At 41.2% G+C, this 24,154-nt stretch carries 25 protein-coding genes and 1 riboswitch; of the genes, 20 read left to right on the top strand and 5 right to left on the bottom strand.

Annotated features, from left to right (window positions below; genetic code table 11):
* Positions 1-4: 4 nt before the first annotated feature.
* Complete coding sequence (thiD, locus tag DB729_RS00735; protein WP_000221719.1) at positions 5-796, bottom strand: bifunctional hydroxymethylpyrimidine kinase/phosphomethylpyrimidine kinase; 792 nt, start codon at positions 794-796, stop codon at positions 5-7.
* 84 nt (positions 797-880) lie between these two features.
* Positions 881-979: riboswitch (TPP riboswitch) on the bottom strand.
* Positions 980-1,162: 183 nt separating this feature from the next.
* Between thiD and DB729_RS00730 the strand changes: the two genes are divergently transcribed.
* The 6 genes from DB729_RS00730 (at position 1,163) to manA (ending at position 7,745) form a co-directional block, all read left to right on the top strand.
* Entirely contained in the window at positions 1,163-1,558 is a 396-nt protein-coding gene (locus tag DB729_RS00730; RefSeq protein WP_109289768.1) for a CopY/TcrY family copper transport repressor, read from the top strand.
* A 10-nt stretch (positions 1,559-1,568) separates the two neighbouring features.
* Positions 1,569-1,940 (top strand): cupredoxin domain-containing protein, encoded by a 372-nt coding sequence (locus tag DB729_RS00725; protein ID WP_109289769.1) that lies wholly within the window; start codon positions 1,569-1,571, stop codon positions 1,938-1,940.
* A 9-nt stretch (positions 1,941-1,949) separates the two neighbouring features.
* The gene (locus DB729_RS00720) at positions 1,950-4,193 is read left to right on the top strand and encodes a heavy metal translocating P-type ATPase (RefSeq protein WP_109289770.1); all 2,244 of its coding nucleotides are present in this window, start codon (positions 1,950-1,952) and stop codon (positions 4,191-4,193) included.
* Positions 4,194-4,405: 212 nt separating this feature from the next.
* Positions 4,406-6,181: a pyruvate oxidase gene (spxB, locus tag DB729_RS00715; RefSeq protein ID WP_000191796.1), complete on the top strand. Its 1,776-nt coding sequence runs from the start codon at positions 4,406-4,408 to the stop codon at positions 6,179-6,181.
* Positions 6,182-6,291: 110 nt separating this feature from the next.
* A complete protein-coding gene (locus tag DB729_RS00710; protein WP_084921436.1) occupies positions 6,292-6,639 on the top strand; it encodes a VOC family protein in 348 nt (115 codons plus the stop codon).
* A gap of 161 nt (positions 6,640-6,800) precedes the next feature.
* A complete protein-coding gene (gene manA, locus DB729_RS00705; protein ID WP_109289834.1) occupies positions 6,801-7,745 on the top strand; it encodes a mannose-6-phosphate isomerase, class I in 945 nt (314 codons plus the stop codon).
* A 41-nt stretch (positions 7,746-7,786) separates the two neighbouring features.
* On the opposite strand, the gene DB729_RS00700 is transcribed toward manA, so the two are convergent.
* Entirely contained in the window at positions 7,787-9,127 is a 1,341-nt protein-coding gene (locus DB729_RS00700) for a sodium-dependent transporter (protein WP_049490322.1), read from the bottom strand.
* A gap of 253 nt (positions 9,128-9,380) precedes the next feature.
* Between DB729_RS00700 and DB729_RS00690 the strand changes: the two genes are divergently transcribed.
* On the top strand, positions 9,381-10,121 hold the full coding sequence (locus DB729_RS00690) for a MerR family transcriptional regulator (RefSeq protein WP_049490321.1): 741 nt from the start codon (positions 9,381-9,383) through the stop codon (positions 10,119-10,121).
* A gap of 28 nt (positions 10,122-10,149) precedes the next feature.
* Here the strand turns inward: DB729_RS00690 and DB729_RS00685 are convergent, their stop codons facing one another.
* The 3 genes from DB729_RS00685 to DB729_RS00675 are packed head-to-tail and all read right to left on the bottom strand — an operon-like array spanning position 10,150 to position 12,703.
* On the bottom strand, positions 10,150-10,605 hold the full coding sequence (locus DB729_RS00685; RefSeq protein WP_049490320.1) for an 8-oxo-dGTP diphosphatase: 456 nt from the start codon (positions 10,603-10,605) through the stop codon (positions 10,150-10,152).
* Positions 10,606-10,624: 19 nt separating this feature from the next.
* A complete protein-coding gene (gene aao / locus DB729_RS00680) occupies positions 10,625-11,800 on the bottom strand; it encodes an aminoacetone oxidase (RefSeq protein ID WP_109289771.1) in 1,176 nt (391 codons plus the stop codon).
* Positions 11,801-11,857: 57 nt separating this feature from the next.
* The gene (locus DB729_RS00675) at positions 11,858-12,703 is read right to left on the bottom strand and encodes a DegV family protein (RefSeq protein WP_071851368.1); all 846 of its coding nucleotides are present in this window, start codon (positions 12,701-12,703) and stop codon (positions 11,858-11,860) included.
* A gap of 124 nt (positions 12,704-12,827) precedes the next feature.
* Here DB729_RS00675 and DB729_RS00670 point away from each other — a divergent pair, with 124 nt between their 5' ends.
* The 13 genes from DB729_RS00670 to DB729_RS00605 all read left to right on the top strand — a co-directional run bounded on the left by DB729_RS00670 (position 12,828) and on the right by DB729_RS00605 (position 24,081).
* Positions 12,828-13,385 carry a TetR/AcrR family transcriptional regulator gene (locus DB729_RS00670; protein WP_000003897.1) on the top strand — a complete coding sequence of 186 codons (558 nt, stop codon included), beginning with the start codon at positions 12,828-12,830 and terminating at the stop codon, positions 13,383-13,385.
* Positions 13,386-13,403: 18 nt separating this feature from the next.
* Positions 13,404-13,871 carry a deoxycytidylate deaminase gene (locus DB729_RS00665; protein WP_000136994.1) on the top strand — a complete coding sequence of 156 codons (468 nt, stop codon included), beginning with the start codon at positions 13,404-13,406 and terminating at the stop codon, positions 13,869-13,871.
* Between the two features lie 88 nt (positions 13,872-13,959).
* Positions 13,960-14,589 (top strand): uracil phosphoribosyltransferase, encoded by a 630-nt coding sequence (gene upp, locus DB729_RS00660; RefSeq protein ID WP_000515974.1) that lies wholly within the window; start codon positions 13,960-13,962, stop codon positions 14,587-14,589.
* Between the two features lie 173 nt (positions 14,590-14,762).
* On the top strand, positions 14,763-15,353 hold the full coding sequence (locus DB729_RS00655) for an ATP-dependent Clp protease proteolytic subunit (RefSeq protein WP_109289772.1): 591 nt from the start codon (positions 14,763-14,765) through the stop codon (positions 15,351-15,353).
* A gap of 78 nt (positions 15,354-15,431) precedes the next feature.
* Complete coding sequence (locus DB729_RS00645) at positions 15,432-15,701, top strand: YlbG family protein (RefSeq protein ID WP_000462130.1); 270 nt, start codon at positions 15,432-15,434, stop codon at positions 15,699-15,701.
* Positions 15,702-15,789: 88 nt separating this feature from the next.
* The gene (locus DB729_RS00640) at positions 15,790-16,950 is read left to right on the top strand and encodes an ABC transporter substrate-binding protein (protein WP_061588313.1); all 1,161 of its coding nucleotides are present in this window, start codon (positions 15,790-15,792) and stop codon (positions 16,948-16,950) included.
* A gap of 120 nt (positions 16,951-17,070) precedes the next feature.
* Positions 17,071-17,940, top strand: a complete 870-nt coding sequence (locus tag DB729_RS00635) for a branched-chain amino acid ABC transporter permease (RefSeq protein WP_061588312.1) — start codon at positions 17,071-17,073, stop codon at positions 17,938-17,940.
* A 3-nt stretch (positions 17,941-17,943) separates the two neighbouring features.
* Positions 17,944-18,900, top strand: a complete 957-nt coding sequence (locus DB729_RS00630; RefSeq protein ID WP_109289773.1) for a branched-chain amino acid ABC transporter permease — start codon at positions 17,944-17,946, stop codon at positions 18,898-18,900.
* Positions 18,900-19,664 (top strand): ABC transporter ATP-binding protein, encoded by a 765-nt coding sequence (locus DB729_RS00625; RefSeq protein WP_001186015.1) that lies wholly within the window; start codon positions 18,900-18,902, stop codon positions 19,662-19,664. The genes DB729_RS00630 and DB729_RS00625 overlap by 1 nt, the downstream gene beginning before the upstream one ends.
* Positions 19,664-20,374, top strand: coding sequence for an ABC transporter ATP-binding protein (locus DB729_RS00620; protein WP_109289774.1), 711 nt, complete (start codon positions 19,664-19,666; stop codon positions 20,372-20,374). Before DB729_RS00625 ends, DB729_RS00620 begins: the two co-directional genes overlap by 1 nt.
* Positions 20,375-20,686: 312 nt before the next feature.
* Positions 20,687-22,465 (top strand): phosphotransferase, encoded by a 1,779-nt coding sequence (locus tag DB729_RS00615; protein WP_109289775.1) that lies wholly within the window; start codon positions 20,687-20,689, stop codon positions 22,463-22,465.
* Between the two features lies 1 nt (position 22,466).
* Positions 22,467-22,652, top strand: a complete 186-nt coding sequence (locus DB729_RS00610; protein ID WP_000859100.1) for a hypothetical protein — start codon at positions 22,467-22,469, stop codon at positions 22,650-22,652.
* 1 nt (position 22,653) lies between these two features.
* A complete protein-coding gene (locus tag DB729_RS00605; protein ID WP_109289776.1) occupies positions 22,654-24,081 on the top strand; it encodes a cytosine permease in 1,428 nt (475 codons plus the stop codon).
* Positions 24,082-24,154 lie beyond the last annotated feature (73 nt).

Raw genomic sequence — 24,154 nt, 5'->3', positions numbered from 1 at the left:
TTTCTTAATCTTTAAAAGTTGTATGATTGACTGGCCCAGAACCATGTCCGAGTTGAGGAGCGTCTTGGATGGCTTTTGTGATAAAGGCCTTGGCCTTATCCACTGCCTGGTAAATACTTCTGCCCTTGGCTAGTTCAGCCGTAATCACAGCAGCAAAGGTACATCCGGTACCATGGGTGTGACAGGTTTGAATTCTTGGACTTTCCCAGACAAATTGCTCCTCCTTGGTAAAAAGGAAATCCTTGGCACCACCTTCCAGATGACCACCTTTGATAACAACGGACTGAGGACCAAATTCTTTTAAAATCAGGCGACCAGCACGCTGCATGTCTTCTGGGTCATGAATCGAAAAACCAACAATCTCTTCTGCTTCAGGAAGATTGGGAGTGATAATGGTTGCAAGGGGAAGCAGATTTGTTTTTAGGTAGTCTCTGGCACTGGAATCAATCAGGGTGTCCCCACTCGTAGCGACCATAACAGGGTCAAGCACATAGGGACAGTCTAGCTTTTTAAGGTAGGGTTGGATGATCTCCATGATCTCAGTAGTTGCCAACATCCCAGTTTTTACAGCCTGAGGCTTGATATCTGAAAAGACACTATCCAATTGAGCTTCCAGCATTTGGTTGGAGACGTGCTCTATTAGCTGAACGCCTCTGGTATTTTGAGCGACAAGACTGGTCACAACGGCCATTCCATAGACATCTCTAGCTTGGAATGACTTTAAATCAGCCATAATGCCAGCACCGCCACTAGGGTCAGTCCCTGCAATAGTTAGAGCAACGGGTAAATAAGTCATCTAAAACCTCCCAACCAACTGAAGTTTGTATTCTTAAGAACAAGCTAGTCTGTTTCAGGAAAGCAATAGAAGACCAGCTAGTCCTCATTATCATTTCCACTTCCATCAGCTAGCATTACCTAGATTGAGTCAAAGGGATCTAACAGTCGTTAATCTCAGCTTTACGCACCCCTAGTGGTTGTTTTCTTTTTTCTTCAGTATAGCATATTTTTATAGTTTATATAGTAAAATTTGACTGCAAATCTCTCGTTACATGATTAGAATTCTATTTTTCGAAAAAATAATAAAAATTATAGTTGACAAATGTAGATTTTGGAGGTATACTGATAATTGTAATTGACAAATGTAGATTTTGGAGGTGTGCTGATGCAGATTTCAGATGCAGAATGGCAGGTCATGAAGATTATTTGGATGCAGGGGGAGCAGACCAGTAGGGATTTGATCAGGGTTTTGGCGGAGCGGTTTGACTGGTCCAAGTCCACGGTTCAGACTCTTTTGGCTCGCTTAGTAGAGAAAGAGTGCCTGACTAGGAAAAAAGAGGGCAAGTCCTTTGTCTATTCAGCCCTTTTAACTTTAGACCAAAGCCGAGACTTGCTTGTCCAAGATATCAAGGACAAGGTTTGTTCTCGTAGGATTAAGAACTTGTTGGCTGATTTGATTGCTGAATGTGATTTTACTCAGGCTGACTTGGAAGACTTAGAAGCTGTGATTTCTGAGAAGAAATCAAGCGCTGTAACAGAAGTAAAATGTAATTGTATGTAAAGGAGACGTCATGTTAAATAGTATTGTAACCATTATTTGTATTGCCCTTATCGCGTTTATCTTGATTTGGTTTTTCAAAAAGCCTGAAAAATCTGGACAAAAGGCTCAGCAAAAAAAGGGCTACCAAGAGATTCGAGTGGAAGTCAAAGGGGGATATACGCCTGAGTTGATTATTCTTAAGAAATCAGTGCCAGCTCGTATTATCTTTGATCGTAAGGATCCTTCACCCTGTCTGGATCAAATTGTTTTTCCAGATTTTGGAGTACATGCGGACCTGCCTATGGGAGAAGAGTATGTAGTGGAAATCACACCTGAACAGGCTGGAGAGTTTGGCTTTGCATGTGGCATGAATATGATGCACGGCAAGATGATTGTAGAATAGGAGAATGATATGACTGAAATTGTAAAAGCAAGTCTTGAACATGGTGTTCAAAAAATCCGTATCACGGCAGACAAAGGCTACCATCCAGCCCATATCCAGCTTCAAAAAGGAATTCCCGCTGAAATTACCTTTCATCGTGCCACCCCTTCAAACTGTTACAAGGAAATTCTTTTTGAAGAAGAAGGCATCTTGGAACCAATCGGAGTAGACGAGGAAAAGGTCATTCGTTTTACACCTCAAGAGTTGGGGAAACATGAATTCTCATGTGGAATGAAGATGCAAAAGGGAAGTTATACCGTAGTTGAGAAGACTCGAAAATCTTTATCACTTTTACAGCGTTTTTGGATTACCAGTATCTTTACTGTGCCTCTTGTGATTCTCATGATTGGGATGTTGACAGGCAGCATTAGTCACCAAGTCATGCATTGGGGAACCTTTCTAGCCACAACGCCTATTATGTTAGTAGCAGGTGGTCCTTATATCCAAAGCGCTTGGGCCAGCTTTAAAAAACACAATGCCAATATGGATACCTTGGTTGCTTTGGGAACTCTAGTGGCTTATCTCTATAGTCTAGTTGCCCTCTTTGCTGGTCTCCCTGTCTACTTTGAAAGTGCTGGATTTATCCTCTTCTTCGTTCTTTTGGGGGCAGTTTTTGAAGAGAAAATGAGGAAAAATACTTCCCAAGCTGTGGAGAAACTACTGGATTTGCAGGCTAAAACAGCGGAAGTCTTGCGTGATGATAGCTATGTTCAAGTTCCCTTGGACCAAGTCAAGGTAGGCGACCTGGTTCGAGTGCGTCCAGGTGAAAAGATTGCAGTTGATGGTGTCGTAGTGGAAGGTGTGTCCAGCATAGATGAATCCATGGTGACAGGTGAGAGCCTGCCAGTGGACAAGACAGTTGGAGATACTGTCATTGGCTCAACTATCAATAATAGCGGAACGCTTATTTTTAGGGCAGAAAAGGTTGGCTCAGAGACTGTTTTGGCACAGATTGTAGACTTTGTAAAGAAAGCTCAGACTAGCCGCGCACCGATTCAGGACTTGACGGATAAGATTTCAGGGATTTTTGTCCCAGCAGTTGTCATTTTAGGAATCGTGACCTTTTGGGTTTGGTTCGTTTTGCTCAGGGATAGTGTAGTCGTGCTTGGAGCTAGCTTTGTGTCTTCTCTTCTCTATGGAGTTGCGGTTTTGATTATTGCCTGCCCTTGTGCCTTGGGTCTTGCAACACCGACAGCTCTTATGGTAGGGACAGGACGCAGTGCCAAGATGGGGGTTCTTCTCAAAAATGGAACAGTCTTACAGGAAATTCAGAAAGTCCAAACTATTGTGTTTGATAAGACAGGGACTTTGACGGAAGGAAAACCAGTGGTCACTGATATCATTGGCGATGAGACAGAAGTGCTCGGCTTAGCTGCCTCCTTGGAAGAAGCTTCTCAACACCCACTGGCTGAGGCTGTTGTCAAGAGAGCAAGTGAAGCTGGACTTGAGTTTCAAACTGTCGAAAATTTCCAAGCCTTGCACGGAAAAGGTGTTTCAGGGCAAATAGCTGGGAAACAAGTCTTACTTGGAAATGCTAAAATGCTAGATAGTATGGATATTTCCAGCGCTTATCAGGAAAAACTAGAAGAACTAGAAAAAGAAGCTAAGACAGTTGTTTTCTTGGCTGTTGATAATGAAATCAAAGGCTTGCTTGCTTTGCAAGATATTCCCAAGGAAAATGCTAAGCTAGCCATCAGTCAGTTGAAAAAACGTGGTCTTAAAACAGTCATGCTGACAGGAGATAATGCTGGTGTGGCGCGTGCTATTGCAGATCAAATCGGAATCGAAGAGGTCATTGCAGGCGTCCTACCAGAAGAAAAAGCCCATGAAATCCATAAACTACAAGCAGCTGGGAAAGTAGCCTTTGTTGGTGATGGCATCAATGATGCTCCTGCCCTCAGTGTAGCAGATGTGGGGATTGCTATGGGAGCTGGAACGGATATCGCCATCGAGTCAGCAGATTTAGTGTTGACAACTAATAACCTCCTAGGAGTGGTTCGTGCCTTTGACATGAGTAAGAAAACCTTTAACCGTATTCTGCTCAATCTTTTCTGGGCCTTTATCTACAATGTCGTCGGAATTCCGATTGCAGCAGGAATCTTTTCTGGTGTTGGATTGGCCCTCAATCCAGAACTGGCAGGTCTAGCCATGGCCTTTAGTTCTGTATCTGTTCTGACCAGTTCACTCTTACTAAACTTTAGTAAAATAGACTAAAAGCGAGCTTGCTCGCTTTTTATTATAAAACAGTCACATAAAACGTTTTCAAACTGTACTGTAATAGAGAATAAAAATTTCTGAGCACATTCTTAGGAGACCCAAAACAAATGTGGTAAAGTAGTAGAGTAAAAATTTGCTGAAACGTTTCCAAATAATATATGAAAACGGATGAATCAAGTTTTAAAAATATTTGAAGGAGAGTTATCATTATGACTCAAGGGAAAATTACTGCATCTGCAGCAATGCTTAATGTATTGAAAACATGGGGCGTAGATACAATCTACGGTATCCCATCAGGAACACTCAGCTCATTGATGGATGCTTTGGCTGAAGACAAAGATATCCGCTTCTTGCAAGTTCGCCACGAAGAAACAGGTGCTCTTGCAGCGGTAATGCAAGCTAAATTCGGCGGCTCAATCGGGGTTGCTGTTGGTTCAGGTGGTCCAGGTGCGACTCACTTGATTAACGGTGTTTACGATGCAGCTATGGATAACACTCCATTCCTTGCTATCCTTGGATCACGTCCAGTTAACGAACTCAACATGGATGCCTTCCAAGAATTGAACCAAAACCCAATGTACAACGGTATCGCTGTCTACAACAAACGTGTAGCTTACGCTGAGCAATTGCCAAAAGTAATTGACGAAGCTTGCCGTGCTGCAGTTTCTAAAAAAGGTCCAGCTGTTGTTGAAATCCCAGTAAACTTCGGTTTCCAAGAAATCGACGAAAACTCATACTACGGATCAGGTTCTTACGAACGTCGCTTCATCGCTCCTGCTTTGAACGAAGTTGAAATTGACAAAGCAGTTGAGATCTTGAACAATGCGGAACGTCCAGTTATCTACGCTGGTTTCGGTGGAGTTGGTGCTGGTGATGTCATCACTGAATTGTCACGTAAGATCAAAGCACCAATCATCACAACTGGTAAAAACTTCGAAGCCTTTGAATGGGACTACGAAGGTTTGACAGGTTCTGCTTACCGTGTTGGTTGGAAACCAGCCAACGAAGTGGTCTTTGAAGCAGACACCGTTCTTTTCCTTGGTTCAAACTTCCCATTTGCTGAAGTTTACGAAGCCTTCAAGAACACTGAAAAATTCATCCAAGTTGATATTGACCCTTACAAACTTGGTAAACGTCATGCCCTTGATGCTTCTATCCTTGGTGATGCAGGTCAAGCAGCGAAAGCAATCCTTGACAAAGTAAACCCAGTAGAATCTACTCCATGGTGGCGTGCAAACGTTAAGAACAACCAAAACTGGCGTGATTACATGAACAAACTCGAAGGTAAAACTGAGGGTGAATTGCAATTGTACCAAGTTTACAATGCTATCAATAAACATGCTGATCAAGACGCTATCTACTCAATCGACGTAGGTGACACTACTCAAACATCTACTCGTCACCTTCACATGACACCTAAGAACATGTGGCGTACATCTCCACTCTTTGCGACAATGGGTATTGCCCTTCCTGGTGGTATCGCTGCTAAAAAAGACAATCCAGATCGCCAAGTATGGAACATCATGGGTGACGGTGCATTCAACATGTGCTACCCAGACGTGATCACAAACGTTCAATACGACCTTCCAGTTATCAACGTTATCTTCTCAAATGGTAAATATGCCTTCATCAAGGACAAATACGAAGACACAAATAAACACTTGTTTGGTTGTGACTTCACAAACGCTGACTACGCAAAAATTGCTGAAGCACAAGGTGCTGTTGGATTTACAGTTGATCGTATCGAAGACATCGACGCAGTTGTTGCAGAAGCTGTGAAACTCAACAAAGAAGGTAAAACTGTTGTTATCGATGCTCGCATCACGCAACACCGTCCACTTCCAGTAGAAGTACTTGAATTGGATCCAAAACTTCACTCAGAAGAAGCAATCAAAGCCTTCAAGGAAAAATACGAAGCAGAAGAACTCGTACCATTCCGCCTCTTCTTGGAAGAAGAAGGATTGCAATCACGCGCAATCAAATAATTTCTCTCATCGAAAATCAAAGGTAAACTTTGTAGATTTTATTCTTTGATTTTCTTAGAGCAGAACTTGAAAAGATCGGAGCAATCCGGTCTTTTTCTGGAGGATAGTAAATGAATTTAAATCAATTAGATATCATCGTTTCAAATGTTCCTCAAGTCTGTGCCGACTTGGAGCGTATTTTGGATAAAAAAGCCGATTATGTTGACGACAGTTTTGCACAGTTCACGATTGGCAGTCACTGCCTCATGTTGTCTCAAAATCATTTGATTCCTTTGGAAAACTTTCAGTCAGGAATCATTCTTCATATCGAGGTTGAGGATGTAGATCAGAACTACCAACGGTTGAAAGAGCTTGGTATCCAGGTTTTAAACGGTCCAGTTGTAACCGATTGGGGAACCGAAAGCCTGTTAGTTGGAGGCCCTTCCGGACTAGTGCTTGATTTTTATCGTATGAAATAAGGGCATAGTAGAGTTTGAACGCCAACAAAAGTTATAGCATATGAGGGGATTTCTTCACTATTTTTATAAAATCTTCTCCCTAATTTATAAGATATGAAAAAGAGTTCTAATGGAACTCTTTTTTTGCTATAATGAAAGGAGAAAACAGACAGGAGATCGACATGTCAGAACCATTATTTTTAAAATCAGTTATGCAAGAAAAAATCTGGGGTGGAACCAAGCTACGTGATGAGTTTGGCTACGACATCCCGAGTGAAAAAATAGGAGAATACTGGGCTATTTCAGCCCACCCAAATGGTGTTTCTAAAGTTGCCAATGGTCGTTTTGAGGGAACAGACCTAGCTACATTGTATGCAGAACATCGTGAATTGTTTGGAAATCGTCCAGAGCCTGTATTTCCTCTCTTAACTAAAATTCTCGATGCCAACGACTGGCTCAGTGTCCAAGTTCATCCAGACGATGCTTACGGGCTAGAGCATGAAGGCGAACTTGGAAAAACAGAATGCTGGTACATCATCGCAGCAGACGAAGGATCAGAGATTATCTATGGCCATAATGCTAAGTCAAAAGAAGAACTCCGCCAGCAAATTGAGGATAAGAACTGGGATGCGCTGTTGACAAAAGTGCCAGTTAAAGCAGGAGATTTCTTCTACGTACCAAGTGGTACTATGCATGCCATTGGTGCGGGTATCTTGATTCTTGAAACCCAGCAGTCTAGTGACACTACCTACCGTGTCTATGACTTTGACCGCAAGGATGATAATGGTAACTTGCGTGAGCTTCATCTTGAAAAATCCATCGATGTTCTAAATATTGGGGAGCCTGCTAATAGCCGTCCTGTGACTGTCAAAGCTGATGACCTGCGTTCTACACTCCTCGTTTCTAGCGAGTTCTTCGCAGTTTACAAGTGGGAAATCACTGGAAAAGTTGACTTTAAAAAGACAGCAGACTACAGTTTGTTTAGTGTCTTAGCTGGTCAAGGTCAGCTTACTATTGACGGGAAAAACTATCCAATCCAAAAAGGTAGCCACTTTATCCTACCAAGTGATGTTGAAGCTTGGACCCTAGAAGGGCAAGGTTTGGAATTGATTGTTAGCCATCCATAAAAAAAGAAAGGGCCTGAGTTTACTGCTCAAGTCCTTTTTGATTACATAAATTGGGCGATAAAAACCACAATGATGATAATAGGAATGATGAAACGAAGGAGGAAAAGCCAGACTTGGAAAAGTCCTTGTTTCCATGCTCTTTCATCAAGATGGAGTTCCTCCTTAGCATGAGCCTTCTTAAAGATGTAGCCTGTAAAAAGTGACAGGCAGAGAGCTCCAAATGGCATGAGGAGATTGGAAACCAAGAAATCCATAGCATCAAAGAAGGTCTTACCAAAGATGTGAACATCCGCCATGACCCCATAGGATAGAGCTGAAGGAATTCCAAAGACAAAAGTCAAGATTCCTAAAATAGCACTCCATTTAGCACGCTTGCGATTGTCCTGATTGGTGATATTGCCCACATTGATTTCCAGCATAACGACAGAAGAAGTGACCGTCGCAAAGAGGAAAAGCAAGAGGAAAAGGATGTAGAAAATGGTTCCAAAAGGCATCTTGTCAAAGAGTTGAGGCAAGACGATAAAGAGCAGGCTTGGTCCCCCTTCCGACTGGATATTGAAAGCTGACATGGCTGGAAAAATGGCTAGACCTGCCATGATGGATACTGAGATATTCATGGCTACGATGGAAATACCTGACTGGACCAGATTGGTTTTCTTGTCCAAGTAGGAAGCATAGGTCAGCATAGCTGTAACCCCTAGTGAGAGGGCAAAGAAAGATTGACCCAGAGCATAGAGGAGCCCAGTACTGGTTAGTTTTGAAAAGTCTGGTTTGAGGAAGTAAAGAACCCCTTCCATGGCATTTGGTAAGCTGAGAGAGCGCCCAATGATCACGACAAAGATGATAAAGAGCAGGGGCATCATGACTTTCGAAGCTCTTTCAATCCCTTTTTGAACCCCACGTGATACAATAAAGATATTCAACAAGATAAAGGCTGCTTGAGCTCCTAGGGCAATGGCTGGATTTGAAATGATTGAAGTAAATAACTGAGCATAATCACCCGTTCCGCTAAACTGGAACAATTTTCCAAACTCAATACCCAGATAGACTAAAATCCATCCTCCAATAACACTGTAAAAGGATAGGAGGATAAAGAGGGCAAAGGCACCAATCCAACCGATAAAATTGTATTTGCTATTCTTGCCCAGTTTTCCAAAGGTTTTGATAGCAGAAACACCAGCACTACGGCCAAGGGCAAACTCAGCCAGCAGGAGCGGGAAACCAATTAAAATAGTGGAAATGAGAAAGACTAGTAAAAAGCCCCCACCGCCATTAGCGGCAGTCATGTAGGGAAATTTCCAAACGGCTCCAAGTCCGATGGCTGAACCAGCAGATGCTAGGATAAAGCCCAGTTTAGAACCCCATTGCGATTTTTCTGACATAGTTGAAACTCCAATCTCGTTTTTTAAAATAAGAAAAGGCTACTTGAGTAGTCAAATAGCCTTCTCTCAATGGCTCTTTATGAGCCTTCTGTTTGATTGATAGACTTGACTATCCTATCATGTTTTCTAAGGTCTGTCAAGAAAACCATTTTCAAGTTTTCACACCTTTCTCAAAAAGTTAAAAATTTTTCTCAAAAACGCTTGACTCTGACCTAAGGGGAGGGGTTATACTATTTCTTGTAAGGAGGAAATCATGTACCATATAAAAGAAGCTGCGCAGCTTTCAGGTGTCTCTGTCAAGACCCTGCACCACTACGATAAGATAGGGCTCTTGGTTCCCTTAAAGTCGGAAAACGGCTATCGAACCTACAGTCAGGAGGATTTGGAACGCCTTCAGGTTATTCTGTATTACAAATATCTAGGTTTTTCTTTAGAAAAAATAGCAGAGCTGTTAAAGGAAGAAAGGACAGATTTATTACCCCATTTGACCAGGCAGTTGGACTATCTAACTCGAGAAAGGCAACATCTGGATACCTTGATTTCCACCTTGCAAAAAACCATTCAAGAACAAAAAGGAGAAAGAAAAATGACGATTGAGGAAAAATTCACTGGATTTAGCTATCAAGACAATCAAAAATACCACCAAGAAGCGGTAGAGAAATATGGGCAAGAAGTCATGGATCAGGCCCTCGAACGCCAAAAGGGTCGTGAAGATGAGGCTACGGCTGCCTTTAACCAAGTTTTTCAAGCTTTGGCTCATAACCTTAAAAATGGGCTAGCTGCAACAGCAGCTGAAAACAAAGAGCAAGCAGCTAAGCTCTTGCAAGCCATTCGCACTTATGGATTTGACTGCTCCGTTGAAGTATTCGGTCATATCGGTAAAGGCTACGTCTACAACCCAGAGTTTAAGGAAAACATTGACAAATTTGGACCTGGAACAGCCCAGTACACATCAGATGTCATATCGGCTTACGTCCAGACAAATGCAGAATAAATAGGCTAGGAATTTCCTAGCCTATTTTTTACTTCAAGTCATAAAGCCAGTCGTCACCGTCTTTGTAGTAAAAGAATTCACTGAGATTCTCTTCTAAAAAAACACGAAGCATATCAGACATATCATCAGTAGCAAGTTTTAGATGAGACAGATTGTCAAAATCCTCCCACCAAACTTTCCCTTCGTCTGAAGACTGGAGTTCACCAGTAAAGTATTCTGTCTTGTAAAAAAGGACGACATAACGATAATCCTTGTCATCGTACCAGTTTTTGATACCACAGAGTTGGGGTTTGGAAATGGTCAGACCAGTTTCTTCTTTCACTTCACGAATGACAGCATCGACAAAGGATTCGCCACGTTCAACATGACCACCAGGAAAAGTAATGCCTGGCCAGTCAGGGCTAACTCTGTCTTGGACCAGAACCTTGTCCCCATTTTTAATCAAGCACATGTTGACAAATTCAACTGATTCTCTTCTATTCATTTTTTACAACCTTTGATATTTAATCATAATGTAGACTTCCTGCTACCCATCCGGTGCAGAGGGCAGAAGTAATGTTAAAGCCACCCGTATGGGCATTGATATCTAGTACCTCGCCAGCAAAGTGGAGGCCAGGAACGAGCTTGCTTTCCAGGGTTTTAGGGTTGATTTCCTTAAGACTGACGCCTCCTTTGGTGACAAAGGACTTAGCCAATGACATTTTGCCAGTCACAGGGATTTTGAGGGACTTGATAGACTGGATAAGTTGGTCTCGTTCTTTTTCAGTCAGCTGTTTGACTTTTTCAGGATAGCCTTGCACAAGAAATTCTGCCAAGCGTTCTGGAAGTAAAGTTTTTAAAGCATTTTTCAAGGATTTTTCCCGATTTTCTTCTAGAAATGCCACCAAGTCGCTCTCAGAAAGTTGAGGCAAAACATCGAGCGAGAGAACCTCTCCACCCTTGACAAAGCTAGACATACGCAGAGCAGCAGGACCCGACAAACCAAAGTGGGTAAAGAGCAGATCGTGAGTGATGACATGCTTGCCATAGCTCAAGGTCACATCATCTAGTGAAATCCCCTGAAGCGCTTTGTGTGGAAAATCAGTCAACAATGGGCTCTCAGCAGCTTCAAGCTCAGTAATGGAGTGTTTAAAATGACGGGCAATCTCGTGGCCAAAACCAGTAGAACCAGTCGAAGGATAAGACTTACCACCTGTTGTGACAATGAGTTTATCACAAGTGAAGGTTTGGTCTGCGGACTTGAGGACAAACTGGTCGTCTATCTTTTTAACCGAAACAATCTCCGTTTGAGTAGCAACTTGACCACCGAGTTCAGTGATTTTCTTTTCTAGCGCCTCGATAATAGTCCGAGACTTGTCACTAGCAGGAAAGACGCGTCCATGGTCTTCGACCTTGAGTTTAACACCATTTTCCGTAAAAAAGTTGATGATATCATGGTTATCAAACTGGGAGAAGACACTGTAAAGAAAACGCCCATTTCCCGGGATGCCAGCTAGTAGGTCGTCCAAGCTACCATTGTTGGTCACATTACAACGACCACCGCCCGTTCCAGCTAATTTTTTGCCAAGTTTTCGATTTTTTTCGATGAGAAGAGTTTTTTGACCATAAAAGCTACTGGAAATTGTAGCCATCATGCCAGCAGGTCCACCACCGATGACAATAGTATCAAAATGTTTCATAGCTCTATTGTACCACAAAAAACAAGAGATGCTTGGCATCTCTTGTTGCTCATAATCTTAGTTAATTTCATATCCCATCAACAAACCGCCATCTTCTGCATAGAAACTGCAGAGACCAGACGTCGGGATGATTTTGATATCCGCTTGCGGGAAGGTTTCTAGCAAGCGTTCTGACAATTGCTGACAGAATTTTTCATTACTGCGATGAGCCATGACAATTCGACCACCAGCGTAGCCAGCCTTGATGAGTTCTTCATAGGCTGCTTGAAGGGATTTTTTTGGTCCACGCGCTTTTTGGAGTAGTTCTAGGGTTCCAGTTTCACTTGCTTCCCCAACCATACGGATGTTGAGAAGGCCAACAACTGTACCGATAAGCTTACTCAAACGGCCATTTTTTACCAAGTTATCGACCTTAGCGAGGACAAAGAGCAACTTCGTTTTTTCTTGGTAGGCTGTAATAGCTTTAACAATTTCCTCATAAGAAAGTCCTTGATCAATCAAACTATTGATTTTATCGACAATCAAGTCAACCTCACCACCTGCAGACAATGTATCGATCACATGAATCTGAGTGTCAGGATGTTCTTCAAGGTGGATATTCTTAGCGAGTTGTGCACTATTATGGCTACCTGAAAGAGTACCAGTGATAGTAACGACAAAGATATGCTTAGCACCTTCAAATGCACGCAAGTAATCATCAGGGCTAGGACAAGCTGATTTTGAAGCCTCAGAAGTCGCATACATTGTTTCCATCATGTGGTCAATGTTAAGATTGGCATCATCGATAAAGACCTGATCAGCTACTTGAATGGTTAAAGGAACACTAACAAATTCCGTATCAATAGCAGGAGTTGCCAGTTGACGATAATCACAACCAGAGTCAGCTACAATCTTCCAAGTCATAGAAATTCTCCATCTTTGTCACTTATACATTGACAAAGGTTCTGTCTTTTTTTACAATTATATCATGAAAGCCCTTGAAACAAAAGTACCACCTCTCTGTTGTCACAAGTAGAAAGAAATTGTTATGTCTGAACGTAAAATATCTGAAAAATCTCTTGAAAATCTCAGAAAATCAAATCAAGAATCCAATTTTTTAACCAGAGAAGCAATCGAGACGGCTCTTTTGCAACTTCTAGAGAAAAAAGACTTGGCCAAGATCAGTATTTCGGAGCTGGTCAAACGGGCGGGCGTCTCTCGTGCTGCCTTCTATCGTAACTATGACTCCAAAGAAGAGATTTTGGAAAGTGTTTTTAAACGCAGTGTCCATAATATTATGGAACAGTTGAGCCACTACGATGTCAAAACCGATCTTTATCTAGTCTGGGTACACCTTTTCCGCGCAGCCAAGAAAGAAGCCAAGGTTATTCAACTTGCTCTGGACTACCATTTGGAAAAGATTTTTGTCCAAGCCATGCAGGAATTTCTAGAAAAATATCACGGAAAATCAAAAGGCGTTAGTAGCTACCTTCATTCCTTTTGGAGTTCTGCCATCGTATCGGTTCTGCTCAAATGGATCAAGGATGGCATGAAGGTTCCAGCTGAAAAGATTGCAGATTTACGCTTGCCATTTTTCAAAAAATAGGGGATAAGGAGAAGACTTATGACAGAAAAAAGACTGGCTTGGGATGAGTACTTTGCAGCCCAGGCTTTACTGATTGCCAATCGTTCGACCTGCAAACGTGCCAAGGTGGGAGCTGTCTTAGTCAAAGACAATAAAGTCATTTCAACTGGCTATAATGGTTCCGTATCAGGAACGGAGCACTGTATTGACCACGAATGTCTGGTCATTGAAGGTCACTGTGTTCGAACCCTTCACGCCGAGGTTAATGCTATTCTCCAAGGGGCTGAGCGAGGGGTTCCCAGAGGATTTACAGCCTATGTGACCCATTTCCCTTGTCTGAACTGCACCAAACAACTGCTTCAAGTTGGTTGCAAGCGCGTGGTTTATATCAACCAGTACCGAATGGATGACTATGCCCAGTACCTTTATCAAGAAAAAGGCACCGAGTTGACCCATTTACCATTAGAGACTGTTCAGACAGCTCTTCAAGAGGCAGATTTGATTTAAAAATTAATAAAAATAAATGGTTTAGAAAGCTTTTTAAACCGTTTTTTGATATAATAAGAAGAATAAATTGAAAGAAGGAACTCAGAAAATGGGAAAAATTGAAGTCATTAATCATCCACTCATTCAACACAAATTGTCAATCTTGCGACGTACAGATACTTCTACAAAAGCTTTTCGTGAGCTAGTAGATGAGATTGCGATGTTGATGGGATATGAAGTACTTCGTGATCTTCCACTTGAAGACGTGGAAATCGAAACACCTATCACAAAGACAGTTCAAAAACAATTGGCTGGGAAAAAATTGGCTATTGTCCCAATCTTGCGTGCAGGTATCGGGATGGTAGATGGCCTCTTGAGCTTGGTTCCAGCAGCCAAAGTTGGTCATATCGGTATGTACCGTGATGAAGAAACCCTTCAACCAGTTGAATATTTGGTGAAATTGCCTGAAGATATTGACCAACGTCAAATCTTTGTCGTTGATCCAATGTTGGCAACAGGTGGCTCAGCAATCTTGGCAGTAGATTCCCTTAAAAAACGTGGTGCTTCAAATATCAAGTTTGTCTGCCTAGTATCTGCTCCAGAAGGAGTGAAAGCCCTTCAAGAAGCACACCCAGATGTAGAAATTTTTACTGCGGCCTTGGATGAACGCTTGAACGAACACGGTTATATTGTTCCAGGTCTAGGAGATGCTGGAGACCGCTTGTTTGGTACTAAATAAAATTCCAAATTAAATATTGAAACTAGAAGTTCGTTTTTGACTTGAAAGGAGGTTGAGTTTTTGTTTCTGTTTAGAGAATAGAGCAAAAATTTGACCTTTTTTGACCAAAAAGATATAATAGTTCTGTATTGAGTCGTAAGACTAAGAAAATTCAACATTAAAAGGAGAAATGAATGATTCCTGTAGTTATTGAACAAACAAGCCGTGGAGAACGTTCCTATGATATTTACTCTCGTCTTCTGAAAGACCGCATCATCATGCTAACAGGTCCAGTTGAAGACAACATGGCCAACTCCGTTATCGCCCAATTACTCTTCTTGGATGCCCAAGACAGCACAAAAGATATTTACCTTTATGTCAATACACCTGGGGGCTCTGTTTCAGCTGGTTTGGCAATCGTTGATACAATGAACTTTATCAAGGCGGATGTCCAAACAATCGTTATGGGGATGGCTGCATCCATGGGGACTGTCATTGCATCAAGTGGCGCAAAAGGCAAACGTTTCATGCTTCCAAATGCAGAGTACATGATTCACCAACCAATGGGTGGTACAGGTGGTGGTACCCAACAGACAGATATGGCAATCGCTGCAGAGCACTTGCTTAAAACTCGTAAGACTTTGGAGCAAATTCTTGCAGATAACTCTGGTAAAACAGTTGAGCAAATTCATGTAGACGCAGAACGTGATTACTGGATGAGCGCCCAAGAAACACTTGAGTATGGTTTTATTGATGAAATCATGGTCAATAATTCTTTGAGCTAACCAAGCTAAAAAGCAAACTCGACGGGGTTTGCTTTTTTTGATATAATAGGAGAAGATTTCTTAGAAAGAGGATTTATCATGTTTGAAAAGGTCAATCGATCAGGATTAATCATCTATCTTTACTATAATCGGGATGCAAAGAAACTTCAGGAATACGGTGACATCTGTTACCATTCTAAGAAGCATCGTTACTTGCAGCTCTATGTTCCAACTGAGGAGTTAGATGACTTAGTAGAGAGATTAGGTAAGGAAAGATTTATCAAGAAAATTAGACGGTGTCACATTCAAGAGTTAGAAACTCCCTTCGTTGGCAATCTCTATCGAAACGAAGAAAACGTTATCATTTAAAAAAGTGAATAAAAAGGTTGACAATTTTCTGATAATTCGGTATATTCTTAACATACTATTTTGGAACAATATTATAAGGAGATAAAAAATGAAGAAAAAATTTGCCCTATCTTTTGTGGCCCTTGCTAGCGTAGCCCTTCTCGCCGCTTGTGGAGAGGTCAAATCAGGAGCCTCAAACGCTGCTGGTAACTCAGTCGATGAAAAGACAATTAAAATCGGATTTAACTTTGAAGAAACAGGTGCCGTAGCAGCCTACGGAACATCTGAACAAAAAGGAGCTCAACTTGCCGTTGATGAAATCAATGCAGCAGGTGGTATCGATGGAAAACAAATCGAAGTTGTAGACAAAGACAACAAGTCAGAAACTGCTGAAGCAGCTTCTGTTACAACGAACCTTGTAACCCAATCAAAAGTAGCAGCTATTGTAGGACCTGCAACATCTGGTGCAACTGCCGCAGCTGTAGCTAACGCTACCAAAGCTGGAGTGCCATTGATCTCACCAAGTGCTACTCAAGATGGATTGACAAAAGGTCAAGATTACCTATTTATCGGAACATTCCAAGATAGCTTCCAAGGGAAGATTATTTCTAACTATGTAACAAACAAGTTGAATGCTAAGAAGGTTGTTCTTTATACTGACAATGCTAGTGACTATGCTAAAGGTATTGCTAAATCTTTCCGTGAAGCCTACAAGGGTGAGATTGTAGCAGATGAAACGTTTGTAGCAGGTGATACAGACTTTCAAGCAGCCCTTACTAAAATGAAAGGGAAAGACTTTGACGCTATCGTTGTTCCAGGTTACTACACAGAAGCAGGTAAAATTGTAAACCAAGCTCGTGGTATGGGAATTGATAAACCAATCGTTGGTGGTGATGGATTTAACGGTGAAGAATTTGTTCAACAAGCAACAGCTGAAAAAGCATCAAACATTTACTTCATCTCAGGATTCTCAACTACAGTTGATGTTTCTGAAAAAGCTAAAGCCTTCCTTGAGGCATATCGTGCTAAATACAATGAAGAACCTTCAACCTTCTCAGCCTTGGCTTATGACTCAGTTTACCTAGTAGCCAATGCTGCAAAAGGTGCTAAAAACTCAGGTGAAATCAAGGATAACCTTGCTAAAACAAAAGATTTTGATGGTGTAACTGGTCAAACGAGCTTTGATGCTGACCACAATACAGTGAAAACTGCTTACATGATGACCATGAACAATGGTAAAGTAGAAGCAGCAGAAGTTGTAAAACCATGACATTAGAATAGTAGTTGAAATAGGGAATGAGCCGTTGACTCACTCCCTGTTTCGGTGTTTATGAACTTGTGAAAATGATGAAAATTTTCTAAAAAATAACAATAGAAAAGAGTGAATGCTATGCTCCAACAGCTTGTGAATGGTTTAATTCTGGGTAGTGTTTATGCACTTTTGGCTCTGGGTTATACCATGGTTTATGGAATTATCAAACTCATCAACTTCGCCCACGGTGATATTTATATGATAGGTGCCTTTATTGGTTACTTTTTGATTAATTCCTTCCAAATGGATTTCTTTTTAGCTTTGATTATTTCAATGGCAGGAACCGCACTACTTGGTGTTGTAATTGAATTTCTTGCCTACCGTCCTTTGCGACACTCTACACGTATTGCCGTATTGATTACTGCCATCGGAGTGTCCTTCTTACTAGAATACGGAATGGTTTATCTAGTAGGTGCCAATACTCGCGCCTTTCCTCAAGTCATTCAAACAGTTCGCTATGATTTTGGGCCAATTAGCTTGACAAATGTTCAATTGATGATTTTAGCAGTTTCTATATTGTTAATGGTTCTATTGCAATTGATCGTCCAAAAAACAAAAATGGGGAAAGCCATGCGTGCGGTATCCGTAGATAGCGATGCAGCTCAATTGATGGGAATTAATGTAAATCGTACAATCAGCTTTACCTTTGCTTTGGGTTCAGCTCTTGCTGGTGCAGCAGGTGTCCTCATTGCCCTTTACTACAACTCCCTTGACCCTTTGATGGGTGTGACTCCAGGTCTAAAATCATTCGTTGCAGCTGTACTCGGTGGTATCGGGATTATTCCTGGTGCGGCTCTTGGTGGCTTTGTAATTGGTCTATTGGAAACCTTTGCGACAGCCTTTGGGATGTCAGACTTCCGTGATGCCATTGTTTATGGAATCTTGTTGTTAATTTTGATTGTCCGCCCTGCAGGTATCCTTGGTAAGAATGTGAAAGAGAAGGTGTAAACAATGAAGACAAATCTTAAAGTAAATATTCTCTGGTTATTCCTTCTATTAGCGGGTTATGGATTGATTAGTGTACTAGTTTCTGCTGGTGTTCTCAATCTATTCCATGTCCAAATTTTAGAACAAATTGGGATTAATATCATCCTTGCAGTAGGTTTGAACTTAATTGTTGGTTTTTCAGGACAATTCTCACTTGGACATGCTGGTTTTATGGCGATTGGGGCTTATGCAGCAGCGATTATTGGCTCAAAATCACCAACCTATGGTGCTTTCTTTGGAGCAATGGTCTTGGGGGCCTTGATTTCTGGTGCAGTAGCTTTGCTCGTTGGAATTCCAACTCTACGTTTGAAGGGGGACTATCTGGCCGTCGCGACACTAGGTGTTTCAGAAATCATTCGTATCTTTATCATTAATGGTGGAAGTTTGACCAACGGTGCTGCTGGTATCTTGGGTATCCCTAACTTCACAACTTGGCAAATGGTTTACCTTTTTGTGATTATCACAACTATTGCAACCCTCAACTTCTTACGTAGTCCGATTGGACGCTCTACTCTATCTGTTCGTGAGGATGAGATTGCTGCGGAGTCCGTTGGGGTAAATACCACAAAGATCAAAATAATCGCTTTTGTCTTTGGTGCCATTACAGCAAGTATTGCTGGTTCACTTCAGGCTGGTTTTATCGGATCTGTTGTACCAAAAGATTACACCTTTATTAATTCTATCAATGTGTTGATTATCGTAGTATTTGGTGGACTTGGGTCTATTACTGGTACAATTGTTTCTGCGATTGTTTTGGGAATTTTAAATATGCTCCTTCAAGATGTGGCTAGCGTACGTATGATCATATATGCTTTAGCTCTTGTATTGGTGATGATTTTCAGACCAGGTGGACTTCTTGGAACATGGGAATTGAGTCTATCACGTTTCTTTAAAAAATCTAAGAAGGATGGACAAAACTAATGGCATTACTTGAAGTTAAACAGTTAACCAAACATTTTGGCGGTCTAACAGCTGTTGGAGATGTCACTCTTGAATTGAACGAGGGAGAATTGGTTGGTCTGATTGGACCAAACGGGGCTGGTAAAACAACCCTTTTTAATCTCTTGACCGGTGTTTATGAACCAAGCGAAGGTACTGTCACATTAGATGGTCACCTCCTAAATGGGAAAACTCCCTATAAGATTGCTTCGCTGGGACTCAGTCGTACTTTCCAAAATATTCGTTTGTTCAAGGACTTGACAGTTTTGGAAAATGTTTTGATTGCATTTAGTAATCATCATAAGCAACATGTCCTTGCGAGCTTTCTACGCCTACCAGCTTTTTATAAGAATGAGGAAGAATTAAAAAGCAAAGCTTTGGATTTGCTGAAGATTTTTGATTTGGATGGCGACGCAGATACTCTTGCTAAGAATCTGGCCTATGGCCAACAACGTCGATTAGAAATCGTTCGTGCTCTGGCAACTGAACCTAAAATTCTCTTTTTGGACGAACCTGCAGCTGGTATGAATCCACAAGAAACAGCTGAATTGACAGAATTGATCCGTCGTATCAAAGACGAATTTAAAATTACCATCATGCTCATCGAACACGACATGAATTTGGTTATGGAAGTCACTGAGCGTATCTATGTGCTTGAGTATGGTCGCTTGATTGCTCAAGGAACTCCAGACGAAATCAAGAACAACAAACGCGTAATCGAAGCTTATCTAGGAGGTGAAGCTTAATGCCTATGTTAAAAGTTGAAAACCTCTCTGTACATTACGGTATGATCCAAGCAGTTCGTGATGTGAGTTTCGAGGTTAATGAAGGAGAAGTTGTTTCCCTTATCGGCGCCAATGGTGCTGGTAAAACAACCATTCTTCGTACCCTTTCAGGTTTGGTTCGCCCAAGTGCTGGTAAAATTCAGTTTTTAGGAAAAGAAATTCAAAAGTTACCAGCGCAAAAAATTGTGGCAGGTGGCCTTTCACAAGTCCCTGAAGGACGCCATGTTTTTCCAGGTTTGACTGTTATGGAAAACTTAGAAATGGGAGCCTTTTTAAAGAAAGATCGTGAAGAAAATCAAGCCAACTTGAAAAAAGTCTTTTCACGTTTCCCTCGTCTGGAAGAACGTAAAAATCAAGATGCGGCAACTCTTTCAGGCGGTGAACAGCAGATGTTGGCTATGGGACGGGCGCTCATGTCTACACCTAAGCTCCTTCTCTTGGATGAACCGTCAATGGGACTTGCCCCAATCTTTATCCAAGAAATTTTTGATATCATTCAAGATATTCAGAAGCAAGGAACAACCGTCCTTTTGATTGAACAGAACGCTAACAGGGCCCTCGCTATCTCTGATCGTGGTTATGTACTTGAAACAGGAAAGATTGTCCTATCAGGAACAGGAAAAGAACTCGCCTCATCAGAAGAAGTCAGAAAAGCATATCTAGGTGGCTAAACTAGTCTGGAAGACTAGTTTAGGTTGTGGATGAGAGTTGCGAAAGCAATTTCCCTATAGACCCGGGGGCATTTCAATCGTTAGATGAAGATGGCCAAACAATCATCCTATAACAGGGGCTTACTTTCCTAATCATCAGATGATAAAATGTTCTGGAGCTCCAACTTAGGAGCTTTTTCGTTTATAGTTGGATTTTGGAAATAGATGAAATGGTGCCTTAATTTTAACTAGATGATTTCGTGTTTGAATTGGCAGTCATTTTTGTTCATATTATAATATGGATAAGTGGAAATTGAACAGGAGGACTAATGAATGGTGACAGAAAAACAATTTAAACTTTTGCAGTTTATGTTGATACATAAAGAAAAGACCTTTACTCAGAGACAGTTAGCTGAAGAGTTAGGTCTATCTGTAGGGACAGTTAACACACTATTGAAAAAACTGAAAGAAGAGAAGTGGCTTGATGAGGAGCTTCACTTAACAGAACTAGGTCAGAAAGTTTTAGAACCCTATCGAGTAGAAAATGCTATTATAATGGCTGCTGGCATGAGTAGTCGTTTTGCTCCTTTGTCTTATGAGATTCCAAAAGGATTGCTTCAAGTCAAGGGGGAACGCTTGATAGAGAGGGAAATCAGACAGCTGCAAGAAGCAGGAATAGAAGATATAACCATTATCGTAGGCTATCTTCAAGAAAAAATGTTCTATCTTGCAGAGAAGTTTGGTGTGAAAATTGTAGTGAATAATGATTACTACAAATACAATAACTGTTCGTCTCTTATGTTGGTTAAAGATAAACTTTCCAACACTTATATTTGTTCATCAGATAATTATTTTGTGGAAAATCCGTTTGAGCAATATATTTATAGAGGTTACTACTCGACGATTTTTGTAGAAGGTCAAACGGACGAATATTGTGCTATAGAGAATTCAAATCACACTATCGTTGATATCCAGATTGGTGGAGAAAATACTTGGGCTATGGTGGGGCACGTTTATTTTGACCGTGCATTTAGCGAGAAATTTAAGGAAATTTTAGAAACCGAGTTTAAGCACGAACCTTATCGGGAACAGCTTTGGGAGGATTATTATAGTCGGCATGTCAAGGAACTCCTTTTAGAAGCTCGTCACTATTCAGCGGATATTGTTAAAGAATTTGATTCACTAGATGAACTCCGTCAATTTGATGAACGTTATTTGGTAAATGCAGATTCGGCCATTATTGATAATATCTGTAAGACATTAAAGTGTGTGGCTTCAGATATTGTCAATATCAAACCTCTAAAAGATGGGTTAACCAACACATCATTTTCATTTGATTGTCTAGGAAAAAGATATGTTTACCGTCATCCGGGCAGGGGAACGGAAAATTATATCGACCGAGCTAGTGAAGCAGCTTCTATGGAAATTGCTGCAAAATTAAAGATTGACCGTACCTTCGTAGCTATGAACAAGGATGAGGGCTGGAAAATTTCAGAATTTATTCCCAATGCTAAGCAACTGGATTATGATAATTGGGATGATGTGGCACAAGCAATGGACCTCTTGAGACGGTTACACCAATCTGGAGAAAGAACGGAACATTCCTTTGACCAATTTGAGGGAATTGATGATTTTAAAGAAAAATTGAAGGCTAGAAATCGATTTGAATTTGATGGCCTCGAGGAATTGGATGAAACTGTTTCAATTCTCAAAAATTATTTACAGAATGATCCGAAACAGGTTGTCCTTTGTCATGGAGATTCCTATAGTCCTAATTTCTTGTTGAATGAAGCAGGCGAAATGAGCTTGATTGATTGGGAATATTCTGGAATGGGAGAGCCAGCAGGAGATTTGAGCACCTTTATCGCGTGTTCCAATTATACTGTAGAGGATGCTGAAAAAGTACTGGAACTGTATCTACAAGAAGTACCAGATAAGAAAACCAAACGTCACTATTTGGCTTATGTAGCAGTGACTTCATATTATTGGTTCTTGTGGGCTTTGTTACAGGAGAGTGTCGGAAAACCAGTCGGTGAGTTCCTCTACATCTGGTATCGCTATACCAAACAATATGGACAACTGGCCCTTGATTTGTATTTGGAGGAGAACTGAGATGAAAACGACATCCGAAATTGAAGATTTAGTAGCAACTGAAACAAAGAGAAGATTGGAAGAAATGGAGTCGCCAAACTATGAGTTTGTTCAACCCTTTCTAAAAAGTGATTTCATTTTAATCATCTCCATAGTCCTAATCAACCTTGTTTTGATTATCTTAGCAATGACGGGAGGAATTCAATAACATGTCTAAAATGAATGACTATATCCAACAAGAAACCATAACCGGAATTGTTCCCATGACCAATAAGGATCGTCAGTATTCTTTCTGGGATCTCTTTCTATCGACAAGTGGTTTTGCCATTGCTACTTGGTGTTATACCCAAGGGGCTTATGTAGCTCAATATTTGACCTTTAATCAAATGTTGATAAATATTTTTAGCTTTAACATTATCTGGGTCTTTATTGAATGTCTCCCTATTTTGTTTGCGGTTAAATATGGAATTGATTTGTGGATCTGGTTGAGAGCTGTTCTAGGAAAAAGAGGTGTAGCCCTGTTATCAACTATTATTAGCTTGGATAACTTTGGCTGGTATGCCGTTGCGGCCAATCTTTTTGCTAGTTCCATGATCCATTTGGCAAATAACTTTGGTCTTGGTTTGGACAAGGGAATATGGGCGCCAATTCTTGGTACCCTCTGTGTTCTCCTTGGGACTCTCATTGCTCTTGGAGGTCCAGAAGTGATTAAATGGACCAATCGCTTCTTGGTTATCGCCTTGTTGATTGTCGGTCTCATTATCGTTGGAATCTGCTTTGTCGCCGTTCCTATAACTGATATTATGAATATCCAACCAGCCACTCAAGGAGATTTGACGCCATTAGAACGCTTCATGCTTTCTGGAGAAGGAAATGTTGCCTTTGCCTTTTCTTGGTCTACACAAGCATTGGTTTTACCGCGTTTAGCAAAATCAGAACGCAGCGGTTATTGGGCTACAGCCTTATCATACGGAGTTGTGGCTCCATTCTTCGTTGCGACAGGTGGAGTCATGGCTCTAGCCATGTTTGTCAAAACAGGTGTTTATGAAAGTGATCCAACAACCATGCTATCAACTCTAAGCACCCCAGCCTTTGCTCTCTTAAGTCTACTATTAGTAGCCTTTGCCAATATTGGAACCCAGGGGACAGGATCGTACGTGAACTGTATGATTGTTAAAAGTGGGATGCCCAAAGTAAGCTATAAACTAATGGTTTGGATTGCCATGGTTTACGTGAGTCTACTCACTATCTGGGGAGGAGTAGAAGAGTATTTCGGATCCTTCATCTCCCTAGCCGCCTATATTCAGGGGCCAATTATTGGTATGATTGTTGTCGACTATTTTATCTTAAGAAAACGAAAACTCGACTTGCGTTCAGCCTATTTCCTTGAAGGGCATAACGCCTACGAATTTACTAAAGGATTTAACTTAGTTGGCTTGTCTTGCGTATTTATCTCCTTATTGGTAGCGGTACTATTTGTCTACAACCCTGTAACTGCACAAATTCAAAGTCCAATCTTTTTAATCACAACGGGTAGCGGATTTACTGCGCTATTCGGTGGACTACTATACTGGCTAGCTAGTCTTAGCCCACTGAAACGTTATATGATAAAAGATCGAGACACTGTTACGATTTAAGAAGAGAGGGGACTTCGGTTCCCTTTTAACTTACACTGGCATTTTATGCAAATTTCTCAGATTGTTCAAAATC

Origin of the sequence: Streptococcus halitosis (assembly GCF_003143695.2) — a bacterium.
GTDB lineage: Bacteria > Bacillota > Bacilli > Lactobacillales > Streptococcaceae > Streptococcus > Streptococcus halitosis.
This window is presented reverse-complemented; position numbering and strand designations above follow the sequence as displayed.